The sequence below is a fragment of the Paraburkholderia sp. BR10936 genome, from assembly GCF_040965735.1.
Taxonomy (GTDB): Bacteria; Pseudomonadota; Gammaproteobacteria; order Burkholderiales; family Burkholderiaceae; genus Paraburkholderia; species Paraburkholderia nodosa_A.
Genome location: NZ_JBFRCM010000019.1, coordinates 109,575 through 125,808, shown reverse-complemented (window position 1 = coordinate 125,808; position 16,234 = coordinate 109,575). Strand labels below are relative to the sequence as shown.

The 16,234-nt window shown below is 67.5% G+C and carries 9 protein-coding genes; 1 reads left to right on the top strand and 8 read right to left on the bottom strand.

Annotated features, from left to right (window positions below):
* Positions 1–20: 20 nt before the first annotated feature.
* The 8 genes from recD to AB4Y36_RS31980 form a co-directional block, all read right to left on the bottom strand.
* Entirely contained in the window at positions 21–2,231 is a 2,211-nt protein-coding gene (gene recD, locus AB4Y36_RS32015; RefSeq protein WP_368685127.1) for an exodeoxyribonuclease V subunit alpha, read from the bottom strand.
* Positions 2,228–6,064, bottom strand: coding sequence for an exodeoxyribonuclease V subunit beta (gene recB / locus AB4Y36_RS32010; RefSeq protein WP_368685126.1), 3,837 nt, complete (start codon positions 6,062–6,064; stop codon positions 2,228–2,230). Before recB ends, recD begins: the two co-directional genes overlap by 4 nt.
* Positions 6,061–9,645 (bottom strand): exodeoxyribonuclease V subunit gamma, encoded by a 3,585-nt coding sequence (recC, locus tag AB4Y36_RS32005; RefSeq protein ID WP_368685125.1) that lies wholly within the window; start codon positions 9,643–9,645, stop codon positions 6,061–6,063. Before recC ends, recB begins: the two co-directional genes overlap by 4 nt.
* 264 nt (positions 9,646–9,909) lie before the next feature.
* Positions 9,910–10,986, bottom strand: a complete 1,077-nt coding sequence (locus AB4Y36_RS32000; protein ID WP_069266031.1) for a sn-glycerol-3-phosphate import ATP-binding protein UgpC — start codon at positions 10,984–10,986, stop codon at positions 9,910–9,912.
* 25 nt (positions 10,987–11,011) lie between these two features.
* The gene (ugpE, locus tag AB4Y36_RS31995) at positions 11,012–11,857 is read right to left on the bottom strand and encodes a sn-glycerol-3-phosphate ABC transporter permease UgpE (RefSeq protein ID WP_368685124.1); all 846 of its coding nucleotides are present in this window, start codon (positions 11,855–11,857) and stop codon (positions 11,012–11,014) included.
* Entirely contained in the window at positions 11,857–12,738 is an 882-nt protein-coding gene (gene ugpA, locus AB4Y36_RS31990; protein WP_069266174.1) for a sn-glycerol-3-phosphate ABC transporter permease UgpA, read from the bottom strand. The genes ugpE and ugpA overlap by 1 nt, the downstream gene beginning before the upstream one ends.
* A 345-nt stretch (positions 12,739–13,083) precedes the next feature.
* On the bottom strand, positions 13,084–14,325 hold the full coding sequence (locus AB4Y36_RS31985) for an NAD(P)/FAD-dependent oxidoreductase (RefSeq protein WP_368685123.1): 1,242 nt from the start codon (positions 14,323–14,325) through the stop codon (positions 13,084–13,086).
* A gap of 164 nt (positions 14,326–14,489) precedes the next feature.
* Positions 14,490–15,398, bottom strand: a complete 909-nt coding sequence (locus AB4Y36_RS31980; RefSeq protein ID WP_368604746.1) for a glutamate/aspartate ABC transporter substrate-binding protein — start codon at positions 15,396–15,398, stop codon at positions 14,490–14,492.
* 283 nt (positions 15,399–15,681) lie between these two features.
* Between AB4Y36_RS31980 and AB4Y36_RS31975 the strand changes: the two genes are divergently transcribed.
* Positions 15,682–16,206: a nucleoside 2-deoxyribosyltransferase gene (locus AB4Y36_RS31975; protein WP_069266034.1), complete on the top strand. Its 525-nt coding sequence runs from the start codon at positions 15,682–15,684 to the stop codon at positions 16,204–16,206.
* The last annotated feature ends 28 nt before the right edge of the window (positions 16,207–16,234 follow it).

The window sequence follows — 16,234 nt, the reverse complement described above, 5'->3', positions numbered from 1 at the left end:
TGCCGGCCGCTCACGCAGGTTCACGCAGCCTGAGCGTCGCGCGCGAGTCCCGCCATGAGGCCGCTGGCGCGCTGCACTTTGGCGAGCACGGCGCGATCGAGCACGGAGCGCCCCTCGGGCACCGCGAGCGTGAGAAACGAGCGCGCACGCGTAATGCCGGTGTAGACGAGTTCGCGCGTGAGAATGGGGCTGTATGTGTCGGGCAGCACGAGCGCGGCGTGGGTGAACTCCGAGCCCTGCGATTTGTGGACGGTGAGCGCGAACACCGTCTCCACGCCCTGCAACCGGCTCGGCGAGACCCACTTCACGCCGCCCGAGCCGTCGCCGGCCGGGAAGGCCACGCGCAACACGGGCGGCTCCCCCGCCGCAACGGGCAGCTCCAGCGCGATGCCGATATCGCCGTTCATGAGCCCAAGCTCGTAGTCGTTGTGCATGACGAGTACGGGCCGGCCCGCGTACCAGTCGCCGTGCGGATCGATGAGCCCTTCTTCGTGCAGCAAACGCGCGACGCGCCGGTTCAGGCCTTCGACGCCCCACGGACCGCGCCGCAGCGCGCACAGCAGCTGAAACGCGCCGTGCGCCTTGAGCACGCCAGCGGCCCAGCCGGCAAGCGCCTCGGGCGTCGCGCCGGGCTCGGGCCGCGTCGTGCGCATCGTTTCGAGGTAGTGGCGGTAGCCCTGGCGCTGCGCATGCGCGTCGCCGTGTTCGCCCACGCGGCCATCGACGATCAGCGAGCGCAACGGGCCGTCATCGTCGGCGGGACACACGAGGCGCGCGAGATCCTCGTAGCCGCGCGACCAGATCTTCGCGACTCCCACTGCATCGCCCAGATTGACGAGTTCGGCCAGCGCGCCGATGCCGCTCTCCGATGCGAAACGATGGCTCTCGCGCAGCATCGCGATGGCCTGATCGAGCGGCAGGCCGTGCGCGTCGAGCATGGCCGCGTCGATGCGCTCGCCCGTGGCCGCTTCGAGCCACGCGCGCGACCCCTGCGTGTAGTGCCCTTCGCGCGCGCGGTCGCACAACTCGCCCAGCACCGCCCCGGCCTCGACCGAAGCGAGCTGGTCCTTGTCGCCGAGCAGGATGAGCCGCGCGGAGGGCGGCAGCGCGTCGAGCACGGCGGCCATCATTTCGAGGTCGACCATCGAGGCCTCGTCGATCACGAGCACGTCCACGGGCAGCGGATTCGCGGCGTCGTGCCTGAAGCGCCGGCTGCCGGGCCGCGTGCCGAGCACGCGATGCAGCGTCGTCACGACGGTCGGAATCGCGTTGCGCAGCGCCACGGCGTCGACATGCGCCTGCAGCGCATCGAACGGCAGCCTCTCGACCGCGCCTGCAATCGATTCGTTCAAACGCGCCGCGGCCTTGCCGGTGGGCGCAGCAAGCCGGATGCGCAAGGGCCGCGCGGCATGCGCTCCCTGCCCTGCACGGCCGAGCGCGAGTGTCTGCAGGAGTGCCAACAATCTCACCACCGTCGTCGTCTTGCCCGTGCCCGGCCCGCCCGTGACGATGCTGAACGCGCTGCGCGCGGCGAGCGCGCAGGCGAGCTTCTGCCAGTCGGCGGCGCGCGCAACTTGACCGGCGCGTGGCGCAAACAGCGCATCGAGCGCCGCGCGTGCGATGTCGAGCGGCAACGCGGCTTCGAGCTGTGCCGCGCGTGTGAGCCGGCGCTCGATGCCCTCGCGCACGTCCTGCTCGTATTGCCAGTAGCGCCGCAAATAAAGCCGTGTGCCCGCCAGCACGAGCGGCGCATTGCCTTGTGCCACGTCGGCAATCGGTGTCTCCTCGCTCACGAGATCGGGCACCGCGAGCGCCGCGCGCCATTGCGCGAGTGTCACGCCGGCGAGCACTTCGGCAGGCGGCTGCGCCGGCACTGCAGCCAGCATTTGCGGCCCATCTGGAGGAAGGGACAACGCGAACGCCGGATCTTCCAGCGTGGCCTTCAGGTCGAGACACACATGACCACGCCCAAGCTGATGGCTCGCAAGCGCGGCCGCCAGCAGCAGCAACGGCGGACTGTGCGGCGCTTCCGTCCACAAAAAGCGTGCGAAAGCGGCATCGAGCGTGCGGAGCCAGCCGCGCTCGACCCAATTGTCGAGCACGCCGAGCATTTGCCCGGCCGTTTCGCGCGCGGCGCCGGGCCTCGGTTCCGGCGCGGCGTCCGGCATCTCCAGATGCTCGAACAGATCACCGGTGAGGCCGTCCTGCCCTTTCGTGCGGCGCCTCGTCATGCCACATCCTCCAGCGTGTTGCGACGCGCGAAGAGCGCGTCGAGTCGTTCGATCAGCTCGCGCGGCGGCCGCTCGCAATGCAGCCCCTGCCCCGGCGCGCGGCCGCCGCGCAGGAACAGATACACGGCGCCGCCCACGTGGCGGTCGTAGTCGTAATCGGGCAGGCGCGACTTGAGCAGCCGATGCAGCGCGAACAGATAGAGCACGTATTGCAGTTCGTATCGCGAATGCAGGATCTGCGCGCGCATTTTCGCGGGCGTGTAGGACGCATCGTCGGGGCCGAGCCAGTTCGACTTGTAGTCGGCCACGTAATAGCGGCCTTCGTGTTCGAACACGAGATCCATGAAGCCCTTGAGCATGCCGTTGAGCGTCGCGGCGTCGAGCGCGGGGCGCGCTTCGCCGTCCAGCGTGAATTCGGTGACGAGCGCATCGATTGCGAGCGTATCGACGGCATGCGCCGTGACCCAGAACTCCAGTTCGGCCATATACGCGCCGGGTTCGAACGCCGCGAGCGCCACGGGCGCCACGCTCTCGCCGTCGATGTCGGGCAGACGCAGCGGCGTGCGCACGAGTTCGAGCATCCACGCCGTGAGCGTCTCGATCCACTGCGACCAGCCGCGCACGCTGCAGCGCCGCGCGACCATGTCGCGCACGCGCGCTTCGTCCTGCGCGATTTCGGCGAAGCCTTCGTTGGCGGCCCATTCCATCAGTTCGTGCAGAAACGTGCCCGCGTCCGCGCCGCGTTCGAACCCGTGCATCGGCGCAAGCGCGGGTGCGACGAGCGTCTGGCCGGCGCTTGCGAATGCATCGTCGTCTTCAGGCGGCACGCTCGCGTCGAGCAGTTCGAGGAACACGTCCTCGCTGCGCGTGTCGGGCGCGCCGCGCGCATCGTCCGCTTCGACGGGCACGCCCGAACCGATCGACGTTTCGAGCGTCTTCAGGCTCGAATAGCTCGCGATCCACCAGCGTTCGCGCTCGCGATGCGCGAGCGTGCGCGCCTTACCGCGCACGGCGCCGGTGTCGCGCAGCGCGAGCAGATCGCGGCGCGCTACGGGAGCGGGCGCGACGGCAATGTCCGTGCACTGGCCGCGCAACATGTCGAGCCATGCTTCGGTTTCCTGAGCAGGAATGGCCGCGCCGCCGCCGAGCAAATACCCGAACGCGCTCGCCTCGACGCCCTGCACCGGCCCATAGCCGACCCACGTGGCGTAACGCGCGCGCGTCAGCGCGACGTAGAGCTTGCGCAGGTCCTCGCCGAGGCGCTCGCGATCGGCCTGACGCAGCACGCGCGCGTCGGCCTCGAGCGTGACGCGCAATTCGCCTTCGTCGTCGTGCCATTTGAACGGCACGTCGTCGGGTTTGACGGCGCGGTGCGCGCACGCGAACGGCAAAAACACGAGCGGATATTCCAGGCCCTTCGACTTGTGGATCGTGACCACCTGCACGAGTCCCGCATCGCTTTCCAGACGCAACTGGCGCGCGTCGCCTCCGCCGCCCGCGCTTTCGTCTTCGCGCTGCTCGTCGAGATAGCGGATCAGCGCGTGCTCGCCATCGAGCTGCGTGCTCGCCTGTTGCAGCAGTTCGGCGAGATGCAGCAGGTTCGTGAGCGCGCGCTCGCCATTGAGCCCGGCACCAGCGGTTTCGCCAAGCAGGCGCTGCGGCACGTGAAAGTCGTTGAACAAGCGGCGCAACATCGGCAGCACGCCCTTCCTGCGCCAGCATTCGCGGTACTCGCGGAACTGCAGCACGCGCGACTCCCACGCGATCTCGTCGTGCCCGAGCCGGTCGAGTTCTGCCCACGCGAGCCCGAGCGTGGGGGTGGCGAGCGCCGTGCGCACGAGGCGGCCGTCGTCGGGCTCGGCACAGGCCGCGAGCCAGAAGCGCAGTTCTTCGGCCTGCGGCGTCTGGTACACCGAGTCGCGATCCGACAGATAGACGCTGCGCACGCCACGCGCGGCCAGCGCTTCACGTATCGCCTGCGCCTCGCTGCGGTTGTTGACGAGCACCGCCATGTCCGCGGGCTGCAACGGCCGCATGCCGCGCTCGCCCGAGAAACCCGCTGCCTGCGCCTGGCCGAGATTGAGCAGGCGCACCATCTCGGTCGCGCAGCTGCCGGCCATGCCCGCGAGATACGCGCCCTTGCTGAGCGGCTTGCCATCTGCGGCAGGCGGCATCCACCAGACGTTGAGCGCGGGCAGCGCCGCGCCGGCGGCAACCAGCCTCTCGGGGCGTCCATGCGCATCGGCAGCCACGAACGGCAGTGCGTTTTCGCGTCCATCAGGGCTGCGAAACAAAAACGCGCCGCTACCCTCTGGCCGCGATTCCGCCGCCTCGAAGCAACGATTCACCGCCTCGACCATCGCGCGCGTCGAGCGGAAATTCTTCTTGAGCGTGTAGAGCCGCCCCTCGCAGGCACGACGCGCACGCAGGTAGGTGTAGATGTCCGCGCCGCGAAACGCGTAGATCGCCTGCTTCGGGTCGCCGATCAGGACGATGGCCGTTTCGGCGTCGTGTTCGGCGATGCGATAGACCGCATCGAAGATCTGATACTGAACCGGGTCGGTATCCTGAAACTCGTCGATCAGCGCGACCGGATACTGCTTGCGGATGATTTCCGCGAGACGTGGGCCGTTCTCGCGCTGCAGCGCCGCGCGCAGCCGCGTGAGCAGATCGTCGAAGCCCATTTGCGAGCGGCGCGCCTCTTCTTCCTCGAAGCGCTTCGCCACCCAGCGTGCCGCGTGGCACAGCAGGTCTTGCTTCGCCGCGGGCGGCGCAGCCAGCGACTCGCGCAAGCTTTCCATCGCCACGAAGGCCGCATGCCCGGGCGGCTCGCCCTTCACCCAGATCTCGGCGAGGCCCGCGGGCGTGAGGCGCGTCCACACGGCCGCCTTGTCGTCGAAACCGGGATGCGCGGATTCGGGATCGTTGGCCCAGTCGCGCAGCTTGCCGATCCATGTTTCGCTGTGCTTCGAATTGAGCTTTCTGGCGTCGAACTGTTTCGCGGCGCGCGCCGCGTTGAGCAACGCCTCGACCTCGTCGATCCAGATGCGCCACGGCGCCTTCAGCGTTTCGAGTTCGTCGCGTGCGCGCCGGCGGGCGTCTGCCAGTGCCGCGCCGGGGTCGCATGCGTCGGGCAAAAGATCGGCGTGCGCGAGCAGCCCGCGTATCGCGTCGTGCAATTCGTCGGGACTCGCGAACCATGCCCTCACTTCGGCGGCGCTCACCGCGTCGAGGGGCGCCATGAAGGTGCGCCAGTAGTCGCGCACGACTTCGGCGCGCAATTCCGTCTGGTCGGTTTCGAGCGTCTGCGAAAAGAGGCTGTCGCTGTCGAACGCGTGCTCGCTCAGCATGCGATTGCACCAGCCGTGAATCGTCGAGACCGCGGCCTCGTCCATCCATTCGGCCGCCAGTTGCAGGCGGCGCGCGCACGCGGGCCACTGCTCCGGCGCGTAGTCCTCGCGCAGATCGTGCAACAGGTCTTCTCCCGGCTCACGCTCAGGCACGTCTTCAGGCTCGACGCGGAAGCATTCGGCGGCTTCGATGAGGCGCGCGCGAATGCGCTCGCGCAACTCCTTCGTGGCCGCGTCGGTGAAGGTCACGACGAGAATTTCGGGCGGCGTGAGCGCGCGGCCTGACGTGCGCGCCTCGTCATCGAAATCCGCTTCGTCGCTTGCTGCGTTGAGCGCGCCGTGCCCCAGCACGAGGCGCACGTACAGCATGGCGATCGTGAAGGTCTTGCCCGTGCCTGCGCTCGCTTCGATCAGGCGGCTGCCGTAAAGCGGGAAGCGCAGTGGCTCCAGGACTTGGGCGTCCATGTTCCCGAGCGGATTCATGCCGCCCCTCCTGCCTCGCTCGAGGCCCGCTTCGCACGCGACGACGCGAGCGGCGCGCGGCTCACCGGCAGCAGCAGCGTCGTGGCGAGCGTAATGAACTCGTCGTGGGCAACGAGCGCGTCGAAATCGGGGAAAGCGCGGCGCAAATACGCGTTCGTCTCGCGCTCGCCCGGCGTGCGGCCATTGCCCTCGTAGGCCGCGCGTGCGGCTTCCCACGCTTCGGCAGGCACCATCGCGCGCGTGCCGTCGAATGGATCAGGCAGCTTGCGCAGCCATGCGAACGCGGTCTTCACCGCGAGCGGCAAGGGCCGGCGCGCACCGTCGTCCCACGCGGCCAGCAGCGCCACCAGATAGTCGCGCGCAACCTGCGCGGCGAGCGGCGCGAACTCCACCACGCCCACCTTGCTCACGATCACCGTGGTCACCGGCCCGGCCGCGATCTGCGCGGCCACGTGCGCGACCCAATAAGGTACGAGACGGTCGCTGCGATAGCGGTGGTCCTTCACGAGCGTGCCCGGCTCCAGAATCACGCGGCCGAGCGCGCCGTCCGGGCCCGCGCGCAAATCGTCGAGCCAGTCGTCGAGCGAGACGATGCGGCCTTCCCGCGTCGCATCGAGACGGATTTCGTATTGATGCTCGAGCGGCTCGGGCCAGCGCGCGAGCGCCTTGCGATATTCGGCGAACAGTTCGGGCATGGGCGCGAGCAGTTCTTCGCCGATCACCTCGCCAAAGCCGCCGGTCGCGAGGTCGCCGCTGCGATGCATGCGCTCGAGGCGCGCAAGCGCGGCCGGTTCGAGATCGTCTTCGCCGCGTTCCATTGCCAGAACCTGCGCGCGGATCAACTCGCCCTGGAGCTGCCACGCCTGCAACGCGTCCACCTCGAAGGGCTCGTGATTTTCGCTCGCCGCGTCCTCGCTTTCGAAAGCCACGCGCAGACGCTGCCGGAAGAAGCTGCGAACCGGCTCGCGCAGGAATTCGCCGAGCTCGCGAATCGACAGCGGCTCGTCGCGTTCAGTCGGCGCGAGGACGTCGGCGTTCGCTTCAGCCGCGGGCCGCACCTGGGCGGGCTTGCCCCACTCGTGCGCATACGTATACAGCGTCGCCTCTTCCGGCCGCGGCGGAAAATAGTCCGGGCTGAACGGCTGCAGGCGATGCTCGATGGTCAACGCGTCGAGCAGCGCTTCGCCGTTGTCGTTTTCGTCGCCTTCGAGCCGCCAGCCGGCCTTGAGATGATCGCGCAACTGTCCGACCAGCACCGAAGGCGGACGCGGCGTGTTGTCGGTCACGCTGCGCCCGATCCACGAAACATGCAGATGGTCGCGCGCCGAAAGCAGCGCTTCGAGGAACAGATAGCGGTCGTCTTCGCGGCGCGAGCGGTCGCCGGGGCGATAGTCGCGGCGCATGAGGTCGAAGTCGAGCGGCGTGCGGCTGCGCGGATAGTCGCCGTCGTTCATGCCGAGCAGGCACACGCGCCGGAACGGAATCGCCCGCATCGGCATGAGCGTGGCGAAGGTCACCGCGCCCGCGAAGAAGCGCTGCGAGAGGCCGCCGCCTTCGAGCGCCGCGAGCCAGTTCTCCGCGACGATGGCGAGCGGCAAGCTCTGCGTGAGCGCGGCTTCATCACAGGCCTCGCGCCAGGTTTCGAGCGCGCCGTCGAGGCGGTCGAGCGTGTAGGCATCTTCGTCCTGCGCCGCGAAAAACGCCGCCTTCAACGCACGCAGACGCTCGCACCACACTTCCACCGTGGCCGGTTCGCGCAGCGTGCGCCACGCGTGATCGAGCGCATCCACGAGGCGCGTGAGCGGGCCCAGCAACGCGGCGTCGAGCCCACCGATTTCGCTGTACGGTTCGATGCCGCGCCAGGCGCCCGCACGCTCGCCCGCGGCGTAGCCCAGCAGCATGCGCCGCAGACCGAACGCCCAGCTATTGGGTGCGCTGAGTTCGTCGGCCTGGGGGAGCCCGAGGCTCGCACGCTGGCCCGCATGCAGGCCCCAGCGGATATTCGCGCCGTCGATCCAGTTGCGCAGCGTGGGCACGTCTTCGGCGTCGATGCCAAAGCGCGCGCGCACGGCCGGCACTTCGAGCAGGTCGAGCACGTCGCTCACCGTCACGCGCGAGTACGGCAGCGAAAGCAGCATTTCCAGCGCGCCGATGAGCGGGTCGAACGTGCGCTGTGCGCGGTCGGCCACGCTGAACGGAATGCTGCGCGGGTCGCTGCCGTCGAGCAGGCCGAACACCGCCTGGATATGCGGCGCATAGACTTCGATGTCCGGCACCATCACGATTACGTCGCGCGGACGCAGCGTGGGGTCTGCCGCAAATGCGGCGAGCAGGCGGTCGTGCAGGATCTCCACTTCGCGCTGCGCGCTGTGCGCAACGTGAAAGCGAATGGATTCGTCCGCCTGCACATCGACAGGCTCCCAGTGCTCGCGCGTCTCGCCAAGCGGACGCAGATCGCGAATGTCGTCCTGCAACTGCGAGAGCAGTGTGAGCGCGTCTTCGCCGTCGAACAGATCGATACGCTGACCAATGCGCGTGAAATGCGGCGTGTAAGTCTCGCGCGCTTCGTCGCTGTCGTATTCGTCGAGCAGGCCGATGAAGTCGCGTCCCTGCTTGCCCCAGGCCGCGAGCAACGGCTGCGAATGCAGATGCAACTGCGCCTCATCGATCCGGTCGGGCGCACCCGCGCGGCGGCGCTGACGCGCGTGGCGCGCGCGCAGCAGATCCTGATCGGCGACGATGTCGGCCCAGTAGTGCATGCAGGGGTTATGCACACACATCAGCACCTGGCTCCAGCGCGCGAGCGCCGCGAGCACTTCCACCGACTGGCGTGCGAGGCTCGAAATGCCGAACACCACCAGCCGGCGCGGCAGGCCTTTCGGCCGGGCGTCGCCCGCCTGCCACGACTGCGCGCGCGCCATGAACGCTTCGTGCACGGCGGCACGCCCCGTGTCGCGCAGGCCGATGCCGTCTTGCGCCTGCGCGCCCACATCCGCGAGCAGCGCGCGCCAGAGCGCAGCCTGCCAGCGCGCCTCCTCGGGCAGCGGCGTGCGCGCGTTGCGCGCGTCGATCAGCACGTCCTCGTTCGCGGCCCACGCAGCGAGCCAGTCCGCGCGATAGACCTGATACTGGTCGAGCAAATCCGCCACGCGCTGCGCGAGCTGGAAACACTTGCGCTGATCTTCGTCGTTGGCCATGAAGCGCTTGAGTGGCGCGTAGCCCGGCGCGTCTAGCAGCGCCGGCAGCATGCGCATGAGACGCCAGACGAGGCGCGACTTGTCGAACGGCGAGACCGCGGGCACCGCGTCGTTGCCGAGCACGGCGCGATACACCTGCCACAGGAAACGCGACGGCAGCGACATTTCGAACGCCGCCGCGATCCCGCAGCCACCCTCCTCGGGATCGGCGGCAAACGCGAGCTTGAGCCACTGCGCGATGCCGTTGCTCTGCACGAGGAAGATTTCCTTTTCGAGCGGCGCGATCGGGTTCTGGCCGATCCAGCTCACGATCAGGTCGCGCATGCGCTCGGGCTGATTGCCGTGAACGAGCATCAGCCCGGTGGGCAGTTCGCGCGCGCTCAAGCGTGGCTCCGGCGCGCCTGACACAGGTTACGCGCGGGTTGTGCAGATGGGGCGGGGAAGCGGAGAAAAGGAATTGCGGCCATGTCGCCTGTTCGTGTTTAGTGCCGGTACATACCGCTACATGCCGGTACGCGCCGTTACTTGCCGATACGAATGGCGCGGGCGGCATTTGCGCCCGCGCGATGCGACAGTTTACGACAATCGAGGCCGTGGCGAGCGCCGCTTTCGCGCGCAGGCCGCGGCGTTGGCACCTGCAGGCGCGGCCTAGCCCAGACGCTTGCCCGTAGCCGGATCGAAGAAGTGCAGGCGCGCCGGCGGCAGGTGCACGGCCAGCCGCTCGCCGGGCGTGGGCCGCGTTTCGTGCGGCAGGCGCACCACCACGTCCGCGCTGCCCCAGCGGCCGTGCGCGAGGTTGTCCGCGCCGAGCAATTCACAGGTCTCGACTTCGAGCGTGACCGGCTCGTTGGCGCCGCGCGCGTGCATATGCTCGGGCCGCACGCCCAACACGCATTGCGCGCCCTTCGGCAGCCAGGCCGGCGCATCGCCGAGCGGCAGATGCGGCCCGTTGCCCGCGACTTCGAAGCGCCGGCCGTCGTCGCTCACGCGCCCGCGCAGCAGGTTCATGGCCGGCGAGCCGATGAAGCTCGCCACGAACATCGAAGCGGGCCGGTCGTACACTTCGCTCGGCGTGCCGATCTGCTCCGCGCGTCCGCCGTTGAGCACCATCACGCGCTGCGCAAGCGTCATCGCCTCGATCTGGTCGTGCGTGACGTACAGGCTCGTCGTACGCAAACGCGCATGCAGACGCTGGATCTCGAGGCGCATCTGCACGCGCAGCTTCGCGTCGAGGTTCGAGAGCGGTTCGTCGAACAGAAACACCGAAGGCTCGCGCACGATCGCGCGGCCCATCGCCACGCGCTGACGCTGGCCGCCCGAAAGCTCGCGCGGCTTGCGCTCGAGCAGCTTGCCCAGTTCGAGGATTTCGGCGGCCGCCGCCACGCGCGAATCGATCGTCGAGCGGTCGAGCCCCTGCAGCTTGAGGCTGTAGCCCATGTTGCGCGCGACCGTCATGTGCGGATAGAGCGCGTAGTTCTGGAACACCATGGCGATGTCGCGATCCTTGGGCTCCACGCGATTGACCACCTTCTCGCCGATGGCGATCTCGCCCGACGTGATCGTTTCCAGCCCCGCGACCATGCGCAGCAGCGTGGACTTCCCGCAGCCCGACGGGCCGACGAGCACCATGAATTCGCCGTCCGCCACCTGCACGTCGATGCCGTGCAACACCTGTTGCGCGCCATCGTAAGACTTCGTGACGCCCCGTATGCTCAATGCCGCCATGCCGTCCCCCGAATTGCCTTCATGCTTATTTCTCCACGTCCACGAGGCCGCGCACGAACCAGCGCTGCATGGCCAGCACCACCACGAGCGGCGGCAGCATGGCGATCATCGTCGCGCACATCACGAGATGCCATTGCGTCGCTGCGTCGCCGCTCGAAATCATGCTCTTGATGCCCACCACGGCGGTCGTCATCGAAGCCGTGCTCGACATGAGAATCGGCCACAAATACTGGTTCCAGCCGTAAATGAACGTAATGACGAACAGCGACGCGATGTTCGTTTTCGAAAGCGGCAGCACGACGTCCCAGAAGAAACGCAGCGGCCCCGCGCCGTCGATACGCGCCGCCTCGATCAGCTCGTTGGGCAGCGTGAGGAAGAACTGGCGGAACAGAAACGTGGCCGTGGCCGAAGCGATGAGCGGCAGCGTGAGGCCCGCGTAAGTGTTCGTGAGACGCAGTGTGGCCGCGACCTGCACCGTGGGGAAAATGCGCACTTCCACGGGCAGCATGAGCGTCACGAAGATCAGCCAGAACGCGAGACGCCGGAACGGAAAGCGGAAAAACACGATCGCATAGGCCGAGATGATCGAAATGGCGATCTTGCCCACCGAAATCACGAGCGCCGTGATGACGCTGTTCATGAGCATCACGCCGAACGGGCTCGCCGCGCTGCCCGTGCCCACGTTCCACACGGTGGCCATGTTCGCGAACAGATGGGTGCCCGGCACGAGCGAGAGCGGCACCGAGAAGACTTCTTTCTCGTTCATCGTGGCGGCGCAAAAAGCCACGTACACGGGAAAGGCCACCACCGCCACACCGAGCAGCAGCATGACGTGGCAGAACAGGTTGAAGTATTTGCGGTTCTCGACCATCAGTACTGCACCCGTCGTTCGATAAAGCGAAACTGGAAGATCGTGAGCGCGGTCACGATCACCATCAGCACGACTGACTGCGCGCCCGAACTGCCGATGTCGAGACCCCGGAAACCTTCGTCGAAGATCTTGTAGACGAGCGTGCGCGTGGCCTGGCCAGGCCCGCCGCCCGTTGCCGCGTCGATCACGGGGAAGGTGTCGAAGAGCGCGTAGACCACGTTCACCACGAGCAGAAAGAAGCTCGTGGGCGAAAGCAGCGGAAACGCAATGCCGAAGAAGCGCCGCACGGGACCCGCGCCGTCGATGGCCGCCGCCTCGAAGAGGGACTGCGGAATCGACTGCAGGCCCGCGTAGAAGAACAGAAAGTTATAGCTGATCTGCTGCCAGACCGATGCGATCACAACGAGCGTCATGGCCTGGCCGGGGTTGAGCGCGTGATTCCACGTCACGCCGAAGTGTGCGAGCGCGAAGGTCACGAGACCGATGCTCGGGTTGAACAGAAAGCCCCACAACACGGCGGCAATGACGGGCGCGACCGCATACGGCCAGATCAGAAACGTTTGATAAAAGCGCTTGCCGCGCGTCACGTGGTGCGCCATGGCTGCCAGCAGCAGCGAAATGGCGAGGCCGCCGAACGTGACGAGCGCCGTGAACACGAGCGTCGTCTGGACCGAGGCCAGATAGAGCGGATCGTGCAGGAGCCGCGTGAAGTTGGCGAAGCCGACGAAGACCGACGACGTGCCGAAGGCGTCCTGGGCCTGGGTGGACTGCAGGAGCGCCACCCCGGCCGGCCACAGGAAAAAGATCACGGTCACCGCCAGTTGCGGCCCGACGAGCAGGTACGGCAGCAGGCTCGCCCCAAAACGGGAGCGTTGTTCCATTGCGTCACTCTCCTCGAGTGGCGGCGTTCAGACGGGCGCGAACACCGGTTGACGCGGCTTGTTGATCGAATTGAGCCGCTTCATGGGCGGCGCCGCGTTCGCATTCTAGCCGAGACTCGTGACAATACGGGCCAAAGCGCGGGCCAAAGCGCGGGCCAAAGCGCGGGTGAAAGCGCGGGGGAAAGCACGGGACTGGAGGCCGCGCTCGGGCGCCGGGAGCGGGATTGACGCGGGGAGGTATGGGGCGAGCGGGCTGCGCGGAGGTTGATCCGGCGCACAGCGTCTCCCGATCGCGAAAATAGCGGGGACGTCGCCGCCCCCTGACTTCATCGTTCGACTCGCCGCTCAGGCGAGCGCCGCCGCTGCGAATTTGCCCATGTCGGTGGCGGGATCGCGCAGCGCGTCGAGATCGAGCTTTACGCCCTTGCCAACGAGCTTCTTGCCGCACAGGAAATCGGGCATCGAATTGACGGCGTCGACCGCGAGCAGCACACGGTCCTTCAGGTAGTACACCGCGAAGCGCCGCGCTGCCGGATCGCCGCGCACGATGGCCTCGTCATAGCCTTCGAGCAGGCCCACCGTCTGCAGCTTGAGGTCGTACTGATCGGACCAGAACCACGGCGCGTCGCAGGCAGGACGCGGCTTGCCGACGATCGCGGCGGCCGCGAGCTTCGCCTGCTCCACCGCGTTGTGCACGCTTTCCAGGCGCCCCGCGCGGCCATAGTGCGCAAGCGGCCGATGCGCGCAATCGCCGATCGCGAAGACCTCCGGGTCGCTCGTGCGCGCGTCGTCGTCCACCTGAATACCGTTGTCGCATGTGATGCCCGCCGCTTTCGCGAGCGCCTCGTTCGGCAGGATGCCGATGCCGACCAGCGCGAGCGTGGCGGGGACGATCTCGCCGTCCGCCAGCTTCACGCCGGTGAGCTTGCCGCCCTCGCCCACGAGCGCCTCGATCTTCGCGTTCAGGCGCAGTTCCACGCCCTGCGCGCGATGCTCGTTCGCGTAGAACGTGGAAACGATCTCGCCCGTCACGCGGCCCAGCACGCGCGGCGCGGCTTCGAGCACCGTGACCTCGTGGCCGAGCTGGCGCGCCGCCGCGGCCGCTTCGAGGCCGATATAACCGGCGCCGATCACCACGAGCTTCTCGCCCGGCTTCACGCGCTCGCGCAGCACGTCGGCGTCGGCGAGCGAGCGCAACGCGATCACGCCCGCGAGATCGTGGCCCGGCACCGTCAACGCGCGCGGTGTCGAGCCGGTGGCGAAAATCAGTTTGTCGTATTGCAGCTGGCTGCCGTCGGCGAGCGTGAGCGTGCGGCTCGCGCGGTCGAGCGACTGCGCGCTCGCGCCGAGCTTCAGTTCGATGCGCTGCTCGTCGTAAAACGCGCGCGGTTTGAGCCACAGGCGCTCGACGTCGGCTTCGCCCTTCAAATAGGCCTTGCTGAGCGGCGGCCGGTGATAAGGCGGCACCGGTTCTTCGCCGACCAGCACCACGCGGCCGCCAAACCCGTATTGCCGCAGCAGCGCAGCGGCGTTGCCGCCCGCGTGCCCTGCCCCAACGATCACCACCGCGCTGCCGTCTTCCTGCATGTCCGCTCCCGCCTTTTTCCGCTTTCTACCCGTTAATTGATTCATTGCGCGCAGCGGCGGCCGCGGCTCACAGGCGCGCTGGAAGCCTCGCGCCTATGGGCCGCCCTCGCCGTCCGCCGCGTCAGGAACGAGATCATCTCATGGTTCGCGCTTGCGCAAGGCAATCAGTCGAAGGCGCGGTCGTTCGGCGCGGCATAGAGCGCGCGCAGTTGTTCGCTCATCGGAAACTCGAAATTCACGCGCTGGGGTGGCACCGGCTTCTCGAACCACTTCGCGTACATCGCATTGATTTCGCCATTCTTCATGAGCCCCGCCATGGTGTCGTTCACGAGTTGCCGGAACTCAGGGTCGCCGTTGCGCATCATGAAGGCATAGGCCTCCGACGATTGCGGCGTGCCCACGATCACCCATTCGGAAGGCTTCGCCGTGAGCGAGCGCGTGCCGGCGAGCAGCACGTCGTCCATCATGTAGGCCACTGCGCGGCCCGACTCGAGCGTGGCGCGCCCCTCGCCATAATCGCGCGCGCTGATGATGCGCATGTTCATCTGCTTGTCGATGTTCATGCGCCGCAAGATACGCTCGGACGTCGTGCCCTGGTTCGTGAGCACCGTCTTGCCCGCGAGATCGGCGAAGTCGTGAATGCGCGAGTCCTTGCGCGTGAGCAGGCGCGTGGTCGCGACGAAGAACGTATCGGAGAAACTCACCTGGGCCTGGCGCGCCTTCAGGTTCGTCGTGACGCCGCATTCGAGGTCCACGGTGCCGTTCTGCACGAGCGGAATGCGGTTTTGCGAAGTGACGGGAATGAAATGCACCTGCAAGTTCGGGCGCTTCGTCCTGAGCTTGACTGCGTCGATGACCTTGTCGCAGATGTCCTGCGAAAAGCCGATCACCTGGTGGTCGCCGACCACGTACGAGAACGGCACCGAGGTCTCGCGATGACCAATGGCGATGATATTCGCCGAGCGGATCTTCTCGAGCGTAGGCTGCGCGACCTGCGCGGCCGCGGGCTGCAGCAGACAGAGGCACGGCACGATGGCCCAGCAAGCCGGCGACAGCCGCTTCAGTCGGTTCATGGGTCGGTCCTCGTCGTTCGCTTCGTCTGCGGGCATCATCTTGCGCGGTCGAAGCATCCATTTGTCGCCACAATCGACTATCGCGCAACATGCGGGAAATACCAGGGGTACGAGCGAAGGCAGCGCTTCGATCAGGAAGATGATCGTAGCGAGAGGCAACAAATGTTGTCAATCGTCTGTAAGCAACAGGAAGATAGACGAAACCTCACCGGCCAGGGACCCGGCGCTAGAATCGTCGAACCGGGGGTCTCGACGACCCCCTTGCACTGGAGGACCGCGCGCCATGAATTCGACCCTGCTGCCCCGCCGCCCGCGCGTGTATCTCGCCGGCTTCGACGTCTTCCGGCGCGACGCGCTCGAGCACGGCGCACGCCTCGTCGCCGCGTGTGCGGAATTCGGCTTCGAAGGCGTCTATCCGCTCGACGCGCAAGCGCCCGCGGACCTCGACGGCCCGCGCCAGGCCGCGTGGATCTATCGCGCGAACGTCGAATCGATCCGCGCCGCCGATATCGTGATGGCAAACGTCAACGACTTTCGTGGCCCCGGCGAGCCCGACTCCGGCACCGCCTTCGAGATCGGCTATGCGGCCGCGCTGGGCAAGGAAATCTGGGCTTACTCATCCGACGAAGGCACGCTCATCGAACGCGTGCCCTCCGTACCCGACGCGCAAGGGCGCGTGTGCGAACGCGGCTATCTGGTGGAAGATTTCGGCCTGGCGAAGAACCTGATGATCGCGTGCGCGGCGCGCCTCGTGCAGGGCGACGCGCGCGCGTGTCTCGAAGCCATGGCGCAGGGGCGCACGCCATAACCGCGTGCAAATGCGTGCGCCGGCGCCG

What these genes read in the sequence shown, in the direction of transcription:
- recD (WP_368685127.1), bottom strand. Translation starts at nt 2,231, where the DNA reads ATGACGAGGCGCCGCACGAAAGGGCAGGACGGCCTCACCGGTGATCTG.
- recB (WP_368685126.1), bottom strand. Translation starts at nt 6,064, where the DNA reads ATGAATCCGCTCGGGAACATGGACGCCCAAGTCCTGGAGCCACTGCGC.
- AB4Y36_RS32000 (WP_069266031.1), bottom strand. Translation starts at nt 10,986, where the DNA reads ATGGCGGCATTGAGCATACGGGGCGTCACGAAGTCTTACGATGGCGCG.
- ugpE (WP_368685124.1), bottom strand. Translation starts at nt 11,857, where the DNA reads ATGGTCGAGAACCGCAAATACTTCAACCTGTTCTGCCACGTCATGCTG.
- ugpA (WP_069266174.1), bottom strand. Translation starts at nt 12,738, where the DNA reads ATGGAACAACGCTCCCGTTTTGGGGCGAGCCTGCTGCCGTACCTGCTC.
- AB4Y36_RS31985 (WP_368685123.1), bottom strand. Translation starts at nt 14,325, where the DNA reads ATGCAGGAAGACGGCAGCGCGGTGGTGATCGTTGGGGCAGGGCACGCG.
- AB4Y36_RS31980 (WP_368604746.1), bottom strand. Translation starts at nt 15,398, where the DNA reads ATGAACCGACTGAAGCGGCTGTCGCCGGCTTGCTGGGCCATCGTGCCG.
- AB4Y36_RS31975 (WP_069266034.1), top strand. Translation starts at nt 15,682, where the DNA reads ATGAATTCGACCCTGCTGCCCCGCCGCCCGCGCGTGTATCTCGCCGGC.